General features: G+C 42.9%; 14 protein-coding genes. 13 read left to right on the top strand and 1 reads right to left on the bottom strand.

The annotated features are described in order from the left end of the window. The first annotated feature begins 24 nt into the window (after positions 1 to 24). From H8796_RS05030 to H8796_RS05010, 5 genes are all read left to right on the top strand, one after another. The gene (locus tag H8796_RS05030) at positions 25 to 753 is read left to right on the top strand and encodes a DUF3823 domain-containing protein (RefSeq protein ID WP_009001250.1); all 729 of its coding nucleotides are present in this window, start codon (positions 25 to 27) and stop codon (positions 751 to 753) included. A gap of 26 nt (positions 754 to 779) precedes the next feature. After that, positions 780 to 1,613 carry an endonuclease/exonuclease/phosphatase family protein gene (locus H8796_RS05025; protein WP_117932572.1) on the top strand — a complete coding sequence of 278 codons (834 nt, stop codon included), beginning with the start codon at positions 780 to 782 and terminating at the stop codon, positions 1,611 to 1,613. 17 nt (positions 1,614 to 1,630) lie between these two features. Further along, complete coding sequence (locus H8796_RS05020) at positions 1,631 to 3,010, top strand: SMP-30/gluconolactonase/LRE family protein (protein WP_117932574.1); 1,380 nt, start codon at positions 1,631 to 1,633, stop codon at positions 3,008 to 3,010. Between the two features lie 61 nt (positions 3,011 to 3,071). Beyond that, positions 3,072 to 3,866: an endonuclease/exonuclease/phosphatase family protein gene (locus tag H8796_RS05015; RefSeq protein WP_117932576.1), complete on the top strand. Its 795-nt coding sequence runs from the start codon at positions 3,072 to 3,074 to the stop codon at positions 3,864 to 3,866. Positions 3,867 to 4,066: 200 nt separating this feature from the next. Beyond that, the gene (locus tag H8796_RS05010) at positions 4,067 to 4,552 is read left to right on the top strand and encodes an HU family DNA-binding protein (protein ID WP_117932578.1); all 486 of its coding nucleotides are present in this window, start codon (positions 4,067 to 4,069) and stop codon (positions 4,550 to 4,552) included. Positions 4,553 to 4,636: 84 nt separating this feature from the next. On the opposite strand, the gene H8796_RS05005 is transcribed toward H8796_RS05010, so the two are convergent. Next, complete coding sequence (locus H8796_RS05005) at positions 4,637 to 5,356, bottom strand: FadR/GntR family transcriptional regulator (RefSeq protein WP_074556597.1); 720 nt, start codon at positions 5,354 to 5,356, stop codon at positions 4,637 to 4,639. Between the two features lie 240 nt (positions 5,357 to 5,596). On the opposite strand from H8796_RS05005, the gene H8796_RS05000 reads away from it, so the two are divergent. From H8796_RS05000 to H8796_RS04965, 8 genes are read left to right on the top strand one after another with little or no spacing between them, the layout of a single operon-like run. Continuing rightward, positions 5,597 to 8,752 (top strand): TonB-dependent receptor, encoded by a 3,156-nt coding sequence (locus tag H8796_RS05000; protein WP_004324074.1) that lies wholly within the window; start codon positions 5,597 to 5,599, stop codon positions 8,750 to 8,752. Positions 8,753 to 8,765: 13 nt separating this feature from the next. Continuing rightward, a complete protein-coding gene (locus tag H8796_RS04995) occupies positions 8,766 to 10,283 on the top strand; it encodes a RagB/SusD family nutrient uptake outer membrane protein (RefSeq protein ID WP_117932580.1) in 1,518 nt (505 codons plus the stop codon). A gap of 21 nt (positions 10,284 to 10,304) precedes the next feature. After that, positions 10,305 to 11,990 (top strand): IPT/TIG domain-containing protein, encoded by a 1,686-nt coding sequence (locus tag H8796_RS04990; protein ID WP_117932919.1) that lies wholly within the window; start codon positions 10,305 to 10,307, stop codon positions 11,988 to 11,990. A 3-nt stretch (positions 11,991 to 11,993) separates the two neighbouring features. Then, positions 11,994 to 14,270, top strand: a complete 2,277-nt coding sequence (locus H8796_RS04985) for a chondroitinase-B domain-containing protein (RefSeq protein ID WP_117932582.1) — start codon at positions 11,994 to 11,996, stop codon at positions 14,268 to 14,270. Between the two features lie 36 nt (positions 14,271 to 14,306). Further along, positions 14,307 to 16,514 carry a heparinase II/III family protein gene (locus tag H8796_RS04980; RefSeq protein WP_117932584.1) on the top strand — a complete coding sequence of 736 codons (2,208 nt, stop codon included), beginning with the start codon at positions 14,307 to 14,309 and terminating at the stop codon, positions 16,512 to 16,514. A gap of 26 nt (positions 16,515 to 16,540) precedes the next feature. Beyond that, the gene (locus H8796_RS04975) at positions 16,541 to 16,885 is read left to right on the top strand and encodes a cupin domain-containing protein (RefSeq protein WP_004324069.1); all 345 of its coding nucleotides are present in this window, start codon (positions 16,541 to 16,543) and stop codon (positions 16,883 to 16,885) included. Between the two features lie 4 nt (positions 16,886 to 16,889). Continuing rightward, the gene (locus H8796_RS04970) at positions 16,890 to 18,356 is read left to right on the top strand and encodes an MFS transporter (RefSeq protein ID WP_117932586.1); all 1,467 of its coding nucleotides are present in this window, start codon (positions 16,890 to 16,892) and stop codon (positions 18,354 to 18,356) included. 22 nt (positions 18,357 to 18,378) lie between these two features. After that, positions 18,379 to 19,131, top strand: a complete 753-nt coding sequence (locus tag H8796_RS04965) for an SDR family NAD(P)-dependent oxidoreductase (protein WP_004324067.1) — start codon at positions 18,379 to 18,381, stop codon at positions 19,129 to 19,131. The last annotated feature ends 62 nt before the right edge of the window (positions 19,132 to 19,193 follow it).

The following is a 19,193-nucleotide window of genomic DNA, read 5'->3' as shown; positions in this document are numbered from 1 at the left end:
ATTATAAGTTAAAGAAAAACCGATATGAATAAAATAATAAATATAGGATTGACTGCATTATTCGCCTGTTTCATGGTAGCATGCGAAAATGACATCGACAATTATGATGCACCGAATGGCGGTGTGCATGGCACCATTTATGACAAGGAAACGAATGAGCCGATTCCCATGCCTGTGCCGGGAAGTAGTGGGGTGATGATGAGTTTGTATGAGCAGAACACCGGAGCTACTGCTTCGGTCGATTTCCGGGCCCGGCAGGATGGGACATTTGAGCATACCAAAGTATTTAATGGTAATTACCGCATTCAGGCAAAGGACGGCCCTTTTGTTGGAGTGTGTGAGGGATATGTCACCGTGAACGGACAAACGCAGGTTGACTTATATACCATTCCATTTTCGCGTATTAGTCTTGATGTTACTGTATCCGCAGATAATAAACTGACACTTACCTACGATGCAAAGACATCGAACGAAACATTGCAACTGACAGATGTTTCCGTTATCTGGAATTATGCTCCGGGAGTAGACGTGAACAATGCTAATCATGCTACTCTTTCTTCATTGGGAACAAAGGCCAGTGGTACGCATGTCATTGACTTGATGAGTGATACCGAATTTATTGAGAATCACTATAAGATTGTTTCCAATAAGAATCGGGTATACGTGCGTGTTGCGGCTACGGTAACGGCGGAAAGCAAACCGTATGTGAACTATAGCCGGGTGGTGGAAGTAACTGTGAATGATATCAGATAAGGTAAACGATAAAAAAGAATGTAACAATGAAACATAAATTCTATTTATTACTGGTACTGTTGATAAACGGTTTGTTTATCGGCTGCAGTTCGGATGATGATGGTGTAACTCCTCCTGACGATAAGGATGGAGTACTGGTAAAAGTCATGTCCTACAATATATACAGCGGGCAGAAAGTTTATTCCGGAAAGAAAGGAATGGAGGCTATTGCTCAAGTGATTAAAAAGGTAAATCCGGATCTGGCCGGTTTACAGGAGTTTGAAACGAAAACCAATAAGGTCGAGAAAGCGGATATTATTGCTTTGATGAAAGAGGTGACGGGAATGCAATATGCTTTCTTCGTTAAAACCCGTGATGTGGATGGTGGAGAATACGGTAATCTGATTCTCTCAAAATATCCGATAAGCGACGAGGTGAATTATGATTTACCGAGAATAGAGACCGTGGAAGATGTTTACCCACGCTCTATGGGAGTCGTGAAAACAGAAAAAGAGGGGAAGAACTTCTATTTCGGAGTAACTCATTTGTCTCATGTCGGTAATGAAACCAACCGTATCAATCAGACCTCAACTATTCTGGAAAAAACGAAGGGGATGGATGCCCCGATGATATTGACCGGCGACTTTAATGCGTTGGCTGATTCGGGTCCGATGAAGATATTGTATGAGCGTTTTGATATTGGTTGCCTGAACGGGAACTATGGATTGACGACCGGAACTCCCGTTCCGGTAAAGGCTATTGACTTCGTGTTGTATACCCCGGATAAAGGAATGGCTCCGAAGGCTTATGATGTGTATTATGATGCTTATGTAGAATCAGACCATTTTCCGGTAGTAGCTACATTCAGTATAAACGATTAATCTAAAAAGATAGAAACATGAAAACATTGATTCATCATTTGAAACGATTTTCTATATATACACTATTGCTTGGAGCAGTAGGTTTTGCTGGTTGCGAAGATGAGAATCGGCAGGATATGACGCCTGAAATCGGAGAAGGTGAAGTTACTCCTAAGATTACGATGTATACTCCGACGGCAGGTGGAAAGTCTACTAGCCTGACTTTATATGGTACTCATTTTGGTACGGACTTGGATAATATCCGAGTGACGGTCAACGGAGTAGATGCAGAGGTGACAGGTGCTTTGGGGAATATTATTACTGCCAATGTGCAGAGAGGTTCTGGCTCCGGTCCGGTGAAAATATATATCGGTCAGGGGGAAAATATTCAGGAACTGACTTATAAAACAGAATTTGAATATTCTCAGTCTCCTATTGTAAGCTCGTATATCGGCAGCTATGTTCCTGCTGCCAAAACAGAGAAAAAAGAGGGTTCCTTGATGGAAGCAGTCCTTTGGAAACCAGGTTCTATAGCCTTTGATAAGGAAGGCACTTTGTATATTGTGGAAGACGATGACCGTGATATTCGTATTGCAAAAGATAATCAAGTAGCTACTTTTCTTCGTGGGGACGTAACGGGTGGAGTTGCATTTAGAATGATGAATATCGCTTTCTCACTGGATGGCAACACTTTGTTCTTGTCTAATGATGCGAATGGTTCCGGAAGCGCACATATCGCCACTATGTCATGGAGTAATGATGCGCATCAGTATGATACTGGAAGTCTTGCTGCAATATGGTCGATAACTTCGTCTTTAGGTAACGGTGTTACCAATGTAGGCGTACATCCTGTTACGGGAGAAGTTTTTTCCGTAGCTCATGGAAATGCCATGATTTACAAATATGATCCGGAGCAGAATACGATGGTGACTACCGGACAACAACTTCCCGATGCGGACGGAAAGAATGCATCGAAAGTGAAGATCCGTTGCATCCTTTTCGATAAGGCAGGAACTACAGTGTATATGAGTTCACAGGAGAAGGATGTGATTTATAAAGGGGATTATGATATGGTGACCGGATTATTTTCTAATCTTCATATTTGGATTGGACAGTATGATAAAACAGGCTTTGTAGAAGGACAAGGAAACGATGCCAGACTCCAAGAACCTTGTCAGATGGATTTGGATGAAGAAGGCAATATTTATGTAGCAGTCCGTAAAAAGCATCGTATCGCGAAAATTACACCTGATGGAGTAGTGACAAGTTATACAGGTACAGGTACTTCCGGTACTACGGATGGGCCATTGGATAAGGCACAGTTCAATCATCCGGAAGGAGTGCAATTCGGGCCCGACGGTGCATTGTATGTTTCAGATTATTGGAATCATAAGATTCGCAAGATAGAAAAGGATTAATAGGGTATTAGGTAAAAAAGATTGTTTTGAAGGATAACATTCACTCACTAATTGACGATATATGAATTTCAGAATATGCATTTCGTTATTTCTGGTATGCTGTCTGTTGTCCCCTGTGATGGCGCAGAGAGACAAAAATAAGCAGAAAGAAGTTACAGTAAAAGCGATGACTTACAATACTTACAGTGGGCGCAAACAAGGTATTGATAAAATAGCCGAGGTTATAAAACAGGAAGATCCGGACATTGTTTCACTTCAGGAAATAGAAAGAAATACAGAGATTAATCCCTGGAATACTCCTGAAAGATTATCGGTACTGACAGGCATGAAGTATTATTATTTTGCCCATGCACTTGATATTCCTACCGGAGGAGACTATGGAAATGTAATTCTTTCCAAGTTTCCGATTTCGGAAGAGAAAAGCTTTAAATTGAGTGTATTGAAGGAAAACGACTACGTTCGTTCGTTTGGTTATGTAAAAGTGATGAAAGAGGGCAAAGAATTTTATTTTGCTACGACACATCTGGACCATAAGTACGAAGATGCTGCCCGTCTGAAACAGATTGATGAGATTCTTGCTTGTATGGAACAACTGGACAAACCAATCATCCTCGGTGGGGATTTGAACTCCCGTCGTGGTTCTGTTACCATGACTGCTTTTCAGAAGTATTTCACAGTAAACTGTTTGAGCGACGCTGCTCCGTGGACGGTGCCCGTTCCAAGTCCGACTTATACCTGCGACTGGCTGATTTATGCTCCGAATGAAGCCTTTACAGTAAAGGCGTACAATGTTTGTTATTGGGCAGATAAAGAATCGGATCATTATCCGGTAGTGGCTACTTATCTTATCAAATAAGATTAACCTTCCAGTTGAGGTTGTTTTCCAATGGAAAGAAGATCGTGCTGGTGGCTTACACGAATATTTGTCTAAAAGGACTATTTTAGATTAACGAGTAGTTAAGCACCATTAAAGCACTTCGACGGTTTTTTCCTGCTGTATCTTTGCATCGTGATCACAAAACAACATTTTTATGAAATAATTTAAAACTTAAAATTATGGGATTACGGTATGTAGTAAAAGAAAGGGTCTTTAATTTCGATGAAACCAAAACTAAGAAGTATGTTGCTGCTCCGGTGAGTGACGGAGTGATTGATTTCTCGAAATTGTGTAAAAATGTATCATTGATTTGTAGCACTCATTGTGGTCAGGTTAAATTAGTCTTAGATGGTCTGCTTGATTCATTGGAAGGATATATGGATGAGGGAAAAACGGTGAAGTTAGGTGAGTTCGGTACACTTCGTCCTACTTTTAACGCTAAAAGTGGTATAGAAGCTAAGGATGTCGATAGTAGCAATATCATAGTGAGAGAAATAGTTTTTACTCCGGGAACTCAGTTAAAAACGATGTTGAATAAGATGAGTATCTCAAAATATGTACCATTGGATGTTGTGGCAACAAGTGGCAGTAATAGTGGCTCTGATCTTGGCAATGGCGAAAATCCGGGCGGCAATCAAGGGGAAGCTCCCGATCCGGCAGCTTAATTGAAAGAGTGGCTGTTATAATATTAAATAATAGAGGAGAACAAATGTCTTCCTCTATTATTTTTTATTGCTTTCTTTTGCTTTTTAGATATGCCCGTATTCGAATTCAGGGATCTCTCCTTTAGCTGATAATTTGGCAAAATCAATCAGGTTGGACAAGTGGCGAAGTACCAGCTCTTTCATCCCGTCCTTGTCTTTATCTTTTATCTTTTGCAACATCTCTCTATGTTCTGCATGAACTGTTTTTTGTGGAACAGCGCAGACTTTATATTTTTGATAATATTTTAATATATCAGGAGTAATGATAAGCAAGAGTGAACTAATTACTGGGTTGTGTCCACCTTGTGCAATTGCTTGATGAAACGCAAAATCTTTCTCAACACGAAGCTCTGTGTCGAACTTTTCTTCCAATTCGATAAGTGTTTTTTCAATATTCTCCAAATCCTCTTCTGTACGGTTTGATGCACACAGTTTACAGACCTCGATCTCTAACAGAACGCGTACATATACCAAACTGGAAAAGTCATATTTGCTTATCTTTAAAGCATCGGTAATCATGGTATCCAATTGATCTTTGGAGAACTCGGAAACCACTGTTCCACTTTGAGGATATGTTTTTACAATACCATACAACTCCATCTTTTGCAAAGCTTCACGAACATGGGAACGGCTAACCTTCAGCAGTTCCGATAATTTCCGTTCAGACGGTAGACGTTCACCAGGCAGAATTTGACGTTCTGCGATTTGTTTTTTTATGTGCTCGATGACAAGTTTAACTGGTTGCGAATTTACTTCGTCCTTCATAAGATATAAAAATTTTAAAAGGTTTTCTTTCTTAATTCGGGTGTAAAAGTACGAATATTATCTTTCAAAGTAAAGCTTTATAGCAAAAATATTCTTTTCCCTTTTTATAAAGAGGTACGCATAAAGTACTGTTTATGAGATGTTTATTTAGTATTGTTAATAAATAATAATTGGTAGACCAAAATTTTGGTTTACCAATTTTAATCGTTACGTTTGTCACAGAAATTAAAACGCTAATCTATGAACAAACTTCTGCATTTTAAAAAAGTCGTATTGGTGCTCTTGTTGTTAGTTGGAGCATTGAACGTTTACTCCCAGCATGTAGTTACTGGTAAGGTGATAGATGAACAAGGTCCGTTAATCGGGGCTTCAGTGACAATTAAAGATGCTGCTGTTCCTACAGGTACTGTGACAGACGCTGAAGGTAAATACTCCATTAAAGTTCCTAATTCAAAGACCATTTTGGTTTATTCGTATATCGGTTACGTTGATAAGGCAGAGGCGGTAGGCAAACGCACCGTTGTCAATGTGACGTTGGAAGAAGATTCGAAGATGTTGGATGATGTGGTGGTAATCGGTTACGGTACACAGGCTAAGTCTCACTTAACGGGTTCGATTTCCAAATTGGAAGGTGAGAAACTGATTAATGCTCCTGTGAGTGATATGACTACTGCTTTGCAAGGTTCTATGAGCGGACTTACCGTTTCTAATGAAACGTCTGAAGTCGGTGTGACACCGTCTATCCGTGTCCGTGGAACAGGTTCCATCTCGGCTGAAAGTGAGCCGTTGGTGATTATTGATGGCTTTCCGGTAGCCGGTGGACTTTCATCTATCAATGCGGCAGATGTGAAGTCTATTGAAATATTGAAAGATGCGGCTTCTGCCGCTATTTATGGGTCACGTGCGGCAAATGGTGTTATCATGGTAACCACCAAAAGCGGTACTCCCGATAAACCGAAATATTCGTTCAAGTTCTATCAGGGATTTAAGTATGCTTATCAGTTGCACGATATGATGACTTCTTCCGAGTGGTTGAATCTGTTGACGCAGGAAGCAGAAATGGGAGGTCCGTCTGTACCGGCGGCAGCTCGTGGAGCTGCTTATCTGGAAAGTCAGATGGGGACTACCGACTGGCAGAAAGAGGGATTGCGCGATATGGCAGGTATTACCAATGTGCAGATGAGCGTTTCCGGTGGACGTAAAGAAACGAAGTACTTTATTTCGGCTGCCTATACCAAAGATGAGGGTGTGATGTTGCAGAACTCATTGGATAAATTGAATTTCCGTACGAAATTGGATGCCAAACTCTCGAATATTGTTAGTGTAGGGGTCAACTTATCCGGGACTTATACCAAAACAGAACGTCCGAAAAATAATTTTATAGATTTCTATCGTACTCCGTCTTTTCTTCCTGTTTATCATAATGATTGGAGTACTGAAATGACAGGGTATTCAGGTTTTGCAAGAGGTAGTCATTTCAATAATATCATGACTCCTACCGGTACACCAGATGCGGAGGGAAATCCGACGCTGGAGAAATCATCTCCTTTCTCATCAGCCAATAATAATCCCCGTAGTGTGATGGCCAATACTTCTCGTTGGAGTGAGTCCATGCAGGGTTTGGCAAGTATGTATCTGACTATTGATCTTTGTAAAGGGTTGCAATTCAAGACGTCCAATGGTTTGAATGTCCGTTTTAGCCCGTCTTACTATTATGGTAATAAAGACGCGACAAAAGATAAAGAAGAGAGCAGAGCTACTTATTTTAGCACACTCTATGTGGATTTGTTGAGCGAGAATACATTGAATTATCACATTGATTTCGGAAGAAATAATGCTCATAGCATTGATGCTTTGTTGGGTTATACTGTGGAGTCCACTCGTAACCAGCGAGTAGCCATGACTGCAACAGGATTTGCTACTGATGATGTTCATACGCTGAATGCGGCAACTGTTTATTCATTGGCAAGTAAAGGGAATGGGAATACTGATGGTACGGGAACTTTCCGTTATCCGGATGTGGTATTGGAGTCTTATTTGGGACGCATCAATTACAGTTATTTGGGTCGTTATCTCTTGTCTACTTCTTTACGTCTGGACCGTTCTTCCTTGTTCTCGAAAGGAAATCGCAATGCCTGGTTCCCTTCTGTATCGTTGGGCTGGCGTGTGAATGAGGAGAAGTTTATGAAGAATATCGAAGTTATTTCTAATTTGAAACTCCGTGCTTCTTACGGTGTGACGGGAAATAACCGTATCAGTTATGATGCAGCTCTTGAAGTATTGAACAGTGCGAACTATGTGACAGGTACTGGTAATGGACAACTGGTTAATGGTTCGGCAAATATATCTTCTTCGCTTGCTAATCCTCACATTACATGGGAGAAGACAGATGAATTCAACTATGGTCTGGATCTGGGATTCTTCAAGAACCGGATTAATCTCTCGATAGATGCTTATTACTCTGTGACTCGTGCTCTGTTGTTTGAGCAGCCTACACAGTCATTCACCGGATATAGTTATTATTGGAATAATATTGGAAAGGTACGTAATTCGGGTGTGGAAATACAGATCGATACGCACAATATCAAGAATCGTAAGTTTTCATGGGATACAAATATAAATTTCTCCTTGTCGCGCAATAAATTGCTGGAGCTGGGAGGTGAACAACAGGTTATCAATCAGGGGGAAAGAAGCGAGTGTTACATTGCTAAAGTTGGCTCACCGTTGATTCAATTTTATGGATATAAAACGAATGGTGTATGGAATAGTGTGGAGGAAATCAATGCGAATCCTCACTTCTCGAATGACGTACCGGGTGGATTGCGTATCGTAGATACCAACAATGACGGTTCGTTGACTCCTGAAGACCGTGTTCCTTTGGGTAATCCGTATCCGGATTTTACATGGGGAATCACGAACACATTCCAGATTAAGAATTTTGATATTTCGTTCCTGATTCAGGGAGTACAGGGAATTGACGTTTACAATGGTGACGTTTATTACAATGAGACAGTGAAATGGAACAAAGCTTACACCAAGGATCGTTGGGTAAGTGCAGAAAATCCGGGTAACGGAAAAGTACCTTATCTGAAGTTGGGATATGATATCTGTTTGACTGATTATCCTTTGCAGGATGCTTCTTATGCATGTTTGAGAAACTTCACATTGGGATATACATTGCCAAGTACGGCTGCGCGTAAGTTGAAACTGTCGGGTGTACGTTTCTATGTGTCCGGTAGTAACTTGCTCTACATTTGGGGAAGCAGTTATAAGGGTATCAATCCGGAATCCCGCCTGACTTCTTCTCAATACTCAAGCTCTATGATTTCGGGATATCAGCGCGGTGGATTCCCATTGACCAGTACTATCTCCGCAGGTTTTGATATTAACTTTTAATGGAAAGTGAACGATGAAAAAGGTAAATTATATAGGATTACTGTTAGTAACGTTACTGTTTGCATCTTGTGATTTGGACAAGTATCCCTATTCGGAAGTTGCTGCGGATGAATATGTGAAAAATGCTTCTTCAGTGAATAATCTGGTACTTGGTTGCTATAATTCTCTTCATGACGTGATGTATTATGAATGGGCAATGACTGAATTACGTTCGGATAATGGACGTATGTATGCTACTGGTTCTTCCGCCAGCACTACGAAATTGGTTGAACAGCTTGACCAGGGAACTATCGTGGCAGAGCACCAATGGGTGGAAGAGTATTGGAATTCTTGTTATGCAACGATTGCCCGTGTCAATAATGCGATTTCATATCTTGATGTGGTAGAAGATGAAACTACCCGGAATCAATATGAGGGAGAGGTTTTGTTTCTCCGTTCTTTAGAATATTTTAATCTTGTTCGTTTATGGGGTCCTGTGTTTATAGTTACTTCCAAGGTTCCGTCAGATGTAGCCCGTGATATGCAGCGTTCTACGGTAGAAGAGGTTTATGCACTGATTGAGGGTGATCTGGAACGGATTCTTGATAATGGAATGTTGCCTGAACGAATGGCGGATGCAGATATGGGGCGTGCAGACAGAAATGCTGCTAAAGCATTGTTGGCAAAAGTGTATGCGACTCATTATAAATCGGGAGACGCCAAGTATGCCCGCGCCGCACAGTTATGCAAGGAGGTACTTGAAAGTGCTGCCGTAGGTAATCCGCAGACAGGTGCTGATCTGGTAGCATATAATAAGATATTCGACATCACAAATGAGATGAACAAGGAAATCATTTTTGCAGCCCGTTATCTTTCGGGTAATGTAGGACTCGGTTCTCCATTCGGTAATATGTTTGCTCCGGTCAATAATGGTGCAAATGTGATTATAGGAACTTCTTCCGGCTATAATACTCCAAGTGATAATATCATTACTGCCTATACAATGAGAGGCGCAACAGACAAACGCCTGGATGTAAATATTGCCCAGAAGTACTTTAACTCGACTACTCAAGAATGGGTGACTACGGGTAACTGCCGTTATTGCAAGAAGTACACAAATCCTGTGTCTACGCAGTATGATGGTGAGAGTGACTGGCCGATTATCCGTGTAGGCGATATCGCATTGTTGTACGCAGAACTGACGAATGAAATATCGGGTCCGTCTGCTGATAACTTGAAATATCTGAATATGATTTGCGAACGTGCCGGTGTTTCAACTTATACGTTGGCCGATCTTTCTAACCGTTACGACTTCAGAGAAGCCGTACGTAATGAACGAAGACTGGAACTTGCTTTTGAAAACCAGCGTTGGTTCGATATGCTCCGTTGGGGTACGGCTGCTCAAACAGTGAATAATTATTTCAAAAGTGAGACTTTCTATTCGGAATATACCTATGTCGTAAATGATATTGCTGATTGGCAGACATTCCTCCCGATTCCGGTAAGTGTAATCAACATCAATCCGGATATTGCACAGAATACGGGTTATTAATCTCTTAAAATGAATACGAATATGAAACAATATAGAAAATGGAGCCTTGCATCCTTATTTGCATGTGTTATCTTTTGGACCAGTTGTGATTCTATATCCATGAAAGACGTTGTGGTCAGTGCGCCACAAATCGTATCTTTCTCACCGGAGAGTGGAAGTATCGGAAGTGAAATCGTAGTTACCGGAGAGTATCTGGACGATGTGGTCAGTGCGACAATTGGAGGAGAAAAAGTCATGATACTTCAAAAAGTGTCCAATGAGCGTTTATCACTCAAAGTGACCGGTAATGCAAAGAGCGGAAAAATTGTATTAAGTAATTCAGTTGGCGAAGGAGTTTCAGAAGGCAATTTTACCATTGAATATCCGGCTCCCACTATTTCCTCAACGGGAATGCCTACCGAGGTAGAGATGGGTAATAAACTGTTGATTTCAGGTTCCCATATGAACGTAATCAGTGCTGTGCTTTTTACAGCTGAAGGACATACTACTGGAAACGAGGCTAGCATACTTTCGCAGAATGAGGATGAAATCTTAGTGAAGATTCCTTATGTAGAAAGTGATAAAGCTGCTATTACATTCAGATATTTCAATGGTACGTCACAGGTGGAAACTCCGATTGAATCTGCACCACAGATGACCGTGGCACGTTATGAACCGAATGTTACTACTTCTTCTTTTGAACCTGCAAACATAGGAGATATAGTCGTTCTGAATGGTACTTATTTGAATAAGATTGATAAAGTAATATTGGGAACCATTGAATGTAATATTGCTCTTCAAACAGAGAATGAACTGAAATTTGCCGTACCTTCGTCGGAAAACTATGTGGATGGAGATAATACGATGGCATTGAAGATTTCTTATTTTGACGGACGTGAGGTGCATACTCTGACAGATGCATTTGTAGTCAAAGTGCCTTTCGTTTATTTCTGGGAGAACAAGAAAGTATATGCACAAGGCCGTGACGTAGAAGAATTATCTTCATTCTTCTCTCCGGAAACAGGATTGGTGTATGCAAATGCGGATTGGAGAACAAAAGTAGATCCAATATCTTACCAATACAAGGCTGCAACTTGTTCTGCAAATAATAAACCGGCTGTCTCTGAAAGTGAATATAATTCTGTGAATCCTTATTTCTTCTTCTCGGGTGTTAATGCAGGAACATTGCAAATCAATAGCCCGGCGGGTTCTAATGGACAGTTGAAGAATTTTTATATGATAAATAATTCGGCAGATGAGAATAGGGTGCCAGGAATCAATGGAAACTGTTATGGTACTCCGGTATTGACTTTCTTATACTTAGACCCAACTAAGTCCGGTTATAAAGCATTGATAGATGAAGTGAAAAACGGTACGTTGGATAATATTGATGAAACTACCTTCCCGATAGATATTGAAGCTAAAACTTGTCGTGGATTTAGCATTTCGAGCATGAAAACATCAATAAACACAGATGTATGGGCACCTGGTATTTTTGAAGTGGGAAAAGAGCAAAAAGTGAATGTAGGTGCCGTCTTGCTTATATTATATTATAATGTAAATGGTTCGACGTCTAATGTCGCTGATAACGTGAAACGTATTGGACTACTGCATATAAAGACGATTGACTTTAAAATGTACAATAACACCAATGCTCCTTCATCCAGTTCCATTGAATTTGATATGTACTGGCAGAAGAAAGACTACGATTACTCAAAAGTTCAATAACCAATGATGACACGAAAGATACATAAAGCGATTATAGCCTCCTTACTTATCGGGCTTCCCTTCACCTCTTTTGCAAAGAGATATGATGTGACACTTCCCGAAGTAGCTTCCTGCCTGAAGACAGCACAACCGGGTGACCAGATTTATATCAAAGATGGTCAGTATAAAGACATGCAGTTGAAGTGGACAGGTAAGGGAACCGAGAAAGCTCCTATCAAGATAGAAGCCTTGAATCCTGGAAAAGTAAAAATTGAGGGAGGCTCTACTTTGTGGATAGCAGGAGAGTGGATGTCTGTCGATGGATTACATTTTACAGATGGATACGCTCCCAAAGGTTCTGTGATAGAATTCCGCAACGGACAGGAACTGGCCAATCACTGTCGCCTGACAAATTGTGTGATAGACGGATTCAATCCGTCCCGTCGGGACCAGGCTTACAGCTATATCTTGCTTTATGGTCGTCATAACCGTGTAGATCATTGCTCATTGACAGGAAAACTTAATTTGGGGGTGACCTTGATTGTCATCCTCAACGATGAACGTTGTCTGGAAAATCATCATCAGATAGACCATAATTATTTCGGAGAGAGGCCGGTGTACGGTTCGAACGGTGCGGAAACCATGCGTGTGGGAACTTCCCAACAGGCATACAGTTCCTCGAACACAATAATTGAAAATAACCTGTTCGAACGCTGTTCCGGCGAAGTGGAAGTAATCTCTATAAAATCCAGCGATAATGTGATTCGGAACAATATCTTGCTAGAATGCGAGGGAGTAGTAGCACTGCGACACGGTGACCGTAACACGGTTAATAATAACCTGTTTATTGGCAACGGGCTCCGTAACACAGGCGGTATTCGCGTAGTCAATGCCGGACATCAGATTTATGACAATACTTTGGTCGGTCTGGCAGGAACCCGTTTCTTCTCTGCTTTGGGAGTGATGGATGCCGTACCTAATTCATTGCCTAACCGTTATTGCCAGGTAGTTGACGTGAAGATGTACCGTAATACTTTCGTAGACTGTACAAATATCGAATTCGGCACAGGCAAAGACATGGAACGTACCCTTGCACCGGACAATGTGAGCTTTACGGATAATATCATAATAAATAAGGAACTGTCTCAGCCTTACATAGCCGTTGATGATGTATCAGGTATTCAGTTCAAAGGCAATAAAGTGCAACTGGCAAAGAACTATTCGGCTCCGGGATTTACTACGGAGAAACTAAAGGCTCCCCAGTTGCCGGATCAGGCCGCAATACGTAAGGATAAAGGTGCTTCCTGGTTTGAAAACCGGGTAGCGCAACCATCTGCAAAGACTCATAAGGAATACAACGCAGCTCCGGGAACTGATCTTTCTGAAATCATTCGTTCAGCAGAACCGGGTGGGATTATTGTTCTGGCTAAGGGTACCTATCCTATCCAAAGCGCCATGTTCATCGATAAACCGCTGACAATTCGCGCTGCCAACGCAGCCAATAAACCGTTGGTTCGTTTCAACGGAGAGAAACCGGATAACATGGTAACCATCGCCGACGGTGGTGAACTGATTATTGAGAATATCGCATTTGACGGAGTGCTGGAACCCGGTAAAGCCTTGGCTAAAGCGGGAATTTCTACAGCCATCGATATGATACAACCTTATACACTGACAGTAGACGGTTGCGAATTTCAGAACTTCGGAGAGGGCGGCTTCTTTGCCATCAAAGGAACGAAAGCCACTTTCGCCAAGAGTGTGACAATCAAAAACTGCTTTTTCCGCGACTTATCTGGAGATGCCATCAACTATGCCGCCGAGAAAGACGATATCGGTCGTTACAATGCGGATGATATGCTGATTGAAAACTGTTCTTTCTATCGTTTGCTGGGTTTACCTATTAATATTTATCGTGGAGGAAGTGATGAAAGTACGGCTGGCCCTTATATCACTATCAGACATTGTAATTTCGCAGACTGTTGTAACAAAGAGCGTGGAAGCGTGATGCGCCTGATTGGTCCACAAGTACTGACAGTAGAGAATTGTAATTTTGACAACAGCGGACGCGGAGGAGCAACCATCCGTTTGGATGAGGCCACCTGGGAGAAAGTTCGCATAGCCAACTGTAACCTGTGGAACTCCGGCAGAATGGTAACTACCACTTCCCAAGCTATACAAGGAAAAATGTATAATATCCGTCCCGCATATATCAATGCCGACGCATACAATTATACTCCAGTGCCGGGCAGCGAATTGGAAAAACTCTCTATTGGTTTGAAAAAGAATTCGCTTCCGCAATAACCGTAATCGTAAGTGGAACAAGAAAATAATGATTAGATGAGAAAACTTATTATTTGTATATTCATGGTCTTAGGAGGATGTCTCCTTTCGTTTGCCCAACATCCGTCTCTTCTTTTCACACAGGAAGAAGTGAACGAGATGAGGGAAGGAAAGGGAACCGTGCCTGCATTCGATAAAACGCTCTCGGAAGTATTGAGCGCAGCCGACGCAGCGTTGAATTCTCCTATCCCCGTTCCCGTTCCGACAGATGGCGGTGGCGGGGTGGTACACGAACAGCATAAGTCGAACTATTATGCCATGTTTCATTGCGGAGTTGCCTATCAGCTGACCGGTGACAAGAAATACGCCCGTTACGTAGCAGATATGCTGGAAGCCTATGCAAAGCTCTATCCTACATTGAGTTTCCATCCCGTATCACTTTCCCCTGTTCCCGGACGCCTGTTCTGGCAGACACTGAATGAAAGTGTATGGCTGGTACATACAGCAGTAGCATACGATTGCATCTATCATACACTCTCGGCCAAGCAGCGCACCACCATCGAAAAGAATCTGTTTGCCCCAATGGCGGACTTCATCATGGATGGTATGGGCGATAACCATGCAAACAATAAGACTTTCAACAAGATGCATAATCATGCCACCTGGGCTACGGCTGCCGTAGGTATGATTGGTTTCGCCATGAATCGTGAAGATTACGTGAAGAAAGCCCTTTATGGCTCCGACGAAACAGGCAAACACGGAGGATTCATCCGTCAAATGGATTATCTATTCTCTCCCGATGGCTATTTCACAGAGGGGGCCTACTATCAACGTTATGCCATCTGGCCTTTCGTCATCTTCGCCCAATGCATTGAAAACAAACTGCCGGAGCTGAAAATCTTCAGCTATCGCGACAGCATACTCTCAAAAGCACTTTCCACGTTAATACAGCTATCTTATGAGGGAGAATTCTTCCACATCAACGATGCCCTGCTGAAAGGACTTTCTGCACAGGAACTGGTTTACGCTGCAGATATTCTATACAATGTCCATCCGTCGGATAAATCATTGCTCTCCGTAGCGAACGAATACCAGCATACTTATCTGCCTACAATCGGTGGTTTCCGGGTAGCCCGTGATATTGCCCGTGGCGAAGCTGCTCCAATCGTATATCGCAGCAGTGTGTTCCGCGACGGACGCAAAGGAGACGAGGGAGGCATTGCCGTGATTCGCTCGACAGACCCTAAACTGAATAGTGCCCTGACCCTGAAAGCCACTTCTCATGGCCTTAGCCACGGACATTACGATAAACTCACAATGGCCTATTACGATAATGGAAACGAGATTCTGACAGATTACGGAGCTTCTCGTTTTCTCAATATCGAAGCCAAGAATAAGGGACATTACACACGTGAGAACGAATCGTTTGCCAAACAGACCATTGCACACAACACACTGGTGGTCGATGAAACGTCTAATTTCGGTGGCGATATAAAAGTGTCTTCCCGTTATCATTCGGACATCATTTACAGTGATTTCAACGGAGATCATTTCCAAGTGATGGTAGCCAAAGAAACCAATGCATATTCTGGAGTGGAAATGAAACGTACATTAGTGTATGTGACTACTCCTTTCCTGCAATTCCCGCTGATACTGGACGTGTTGCAGGCTAACTCCGACAAGGAACACCAATACGACTATCCGCTATGGTATAACGGGCACTTCGTTTCTTTGAATTTCCCATATACCAAAGCAAGCAACGGATTGCAAACCCTCGGAACAAAGAACGGTTATCAGCATCTGTGGCTGGAAGCCTGGGGACAGAATGAGAAAACGAACACCTCCAGTTTCACTTTTGTCAAGGACAACCGCCTCTATACCATTAGTGCGGCCACCACTCCCCAGACAGAACTAAAGATGCTTCGCCTGGGAGCTAATGATCCGGATTTCAATTTGCGAAACGAGACAGCGTTTCTAATCAGAGAAAAAGAACAGAAGAATCACACGTTTGCTACTTCCATCGAAACGCATGGAGATTATGACGTAGTGATGGAGACTTCCAACAATCTGACATCCTCCTGCGAGGAAGTGAAAGTGGTGATGGATACGGCCGAATACACCGTTATCAAAGCTATATATAAAGGTGGACATTCCGTAACACTCTGTCTGGCCAACGCAGAAGACAGCAAAGAGAATAAACATCACTTGTCCGTCGAAGGAAAGAATTACGACTGGAACGGTCGTTGCGGAGTTTTTGCCAAATGAGAACAAACCATTAATAGATAGAAAGTATGAAAACATGTAGTGAAACTTTTCAGTTTGAGAAAGATTTGAAGTGGGAAAACCCCGCTCCGGGTGTCAATCGTCAGATTATGGCGTATGACGGACAGTTGATGATGGTCAAAGTGAAATTTGATAAAGGTGCGGTAGGAACCATGCACGAGCATTATCACAGCCAGGCCACTTACGTGGTGAGCGGCAAATTCGAACTCACCATCGGCGATAAGAAAGAGATTCTTTCTGCCGGAGATGGTTATTACGTAGCACCGGATGAATGGCACGGATGCGTTTGCCTGGAAGCTGGTATTCTGATTGATACTTTTAGTCCCGTGCGTGCAGACTTCTTAAACCTCTAGGCGCATGAAAGTAAAAGGACTTAGATGGGTGGTTATCGGATTAATCATGTTGATAACCATCATCAATTATCTGGATAGAGGCACGCTCAACTATATGTGGGTGGCTAATATCGACTATCGTCTTCTGCCCGAGGCGGAGGCGTTGAGCGATAAAGGCAACCACGCCGCATTGGTGGGCGACCAGTATATCCTGACAGCCGCCAACGGAAACCGCGATTCGGTCAGCGTAGCCAATGTGCAGATGAAAGAGAAGAACGGAGTCACCTTTGTCACCAATCGCGAGGGTATCGCCATCGACCTCGGTCTGATAGACCGTAACGATCCCGATGCGTCGCAGAAAGCGAAAGACATTCTCGGCCTGATTACGATTTTCTTTATGATTGCATACGGCATCAGCCAACTTGTCTCCGGCAAGTTGTACGATAAAATTGGATGCCGGAAAGGTTTCTTCTGGAGTGTGCTGGTATGGGGAGCGGCGGATGCGCTGGCCTCTCTTTCCAGAGGAATCTTCTCACTGACCTTTTTCCGGATGATGTTGGGCTTGGGTGAAGCCGGCCCATGGCCGGGCACTACGAAAAGTAATGCCGAATGGTTCCCGCAGAAAGAACGTGCTTTTGCACAGGGATTGTTTGGAGCGGCAGCTTCCATCGGTTCCATTCTTGCTCCGATTATCATTCTGATGCTGTTCATCGCCTTTGGCTGGAAACTGACTTTCATTGTAGTCGGTGGATTGGGATTGATTTGGCTGATTCCCTGGTTGATAATCAATAAGGCAACTCCGAAAGAGCATCCCTGGATTACGGAAAAAGAGCGTACTTATATTCTAAGCGGTCAGCCCGAAAAGGAGATAAAGACAGAAGATAAAGGAAAGAGCTGGGGCGAACTGTTGCGCGTGAAAAAGAACTGGTCTGTCATTCTCGGCCGATTCTTCCTCGACCCTATCTGGTGGATGTTTGTAACCTTCCTGCCGCTTTATCTTGCTGACGTATTCCATCTGAATATAAAAGAGGTGGCGTTCTCTGCCTGGGTGCCTTATGTGGGCGCGGCTTTGGGAAGTGTTGCCGGGGGCTGGTATTCCGGTTGGCTGATAAACCGTGGAAAGACTGTGAACTATGCCCGCAAAGCAGCCATGCTGATTGGTGGATTTATAATCATTCCGTCCATTCTGGCAGCTATCATGTCTACCACGGCTCCGGTTGCCATTCTCTTTATGGCACTGGTATTGGGAGGCTTCCAGTTCTTCATGACGAACTTGCAGACCATTCCGAGCGATTTGCATAGCGGCAAGTCCGTAGGTTCTCTAGCAGGTCTTGGAGGTGCTTCGGCCGTGTTGGGTACAATTCTGGCTATTCTTTTTGCCAGCTATATTACAAACTGGATTTTATTATTCAGCCTGTTGGGAGCTTTGGTACCACTATCGTTGTGCTCCATCTTCCTGACAGTAGGAGAGATTAAACAAATCAATAAATAAACGTATTTTAAAAAAGACAATTATGAAATTAGAAGGAAAAGTTGCTATTGTAACTGGTGGTGCACGTGACCTGGGTCGCGCAATATCTGTAAAATTAGCCGCAGAAGGCGCTAAAGTTTGTTTGAACTATTTTGATAATGAAGCCGATGCACAGGAAACACTGGCATTGATTAAAAACGTGGGTGGTGAAGCAATCGCTGTTCAGGGTGATATGACGAAAGCTGCTGCGGTGAAGAATCTTTTTGCAGAGTGCAACAAGGCTTTTGGCGACAAGGTAGATGTATTGGTAAATGTAGTAGGCGGAATCGTAGGCCGTAAGAAAATCACCGAACAGGATGAAGACTGGTATGACTTCCTGATGGATGTCAATATGCGTTCCGTATTCCTTTGTACCCGTGAGGTAGTTCCGATGATGCCGGAGGGTGGTTCTATCGTAAACTTCTCTTCATTGGCTGCCCGCGACGGCGGTGGCAACGGAGCTTCCATGTATGCAACTGCCAAAGGTGCCGTAATGACATTCACTCGCTCTATGGCCAAAGAACTCGGTCCTCAAGGAATCCGCTGCAACGCTATCTGTCCGGGTACGATTGCTACTTCGTTCCACGACCGCTTCAATACACCGGAGAATCGTGAACGTATGAAAGGCTCTTACGCATTGCGTCGTGAGGGAACTGCTGATGAAGTTGCCGAACTGGTTTGCTTCCTGGCTTGCTCCGAATCTTCTTACCTGACAGGTACGAATATTGATATTAACGGTGGTTGTTTCTTCTCTTAAAGAAGAATCACCGAATCTGGAGCTAGTATAAGTAGTAAAGATTTAGCAATCAAGTAGTGAGT

The sequence above is a fragment of the Bacteroides sp. M10 genome, from assembly GCF_014334015.1.
GTDB lineage: Bacteria > Bacteroidota > Bacteroidia > Bacteroidales > Bacteroidaceae > Bacteroides > Bacteroides intestinigallinarum.
The sequence above is the reverse complement of the archived record's forward strand: the minus strand, read 5'-3'. Positions and strand labels throughout refer to the sequence as shown.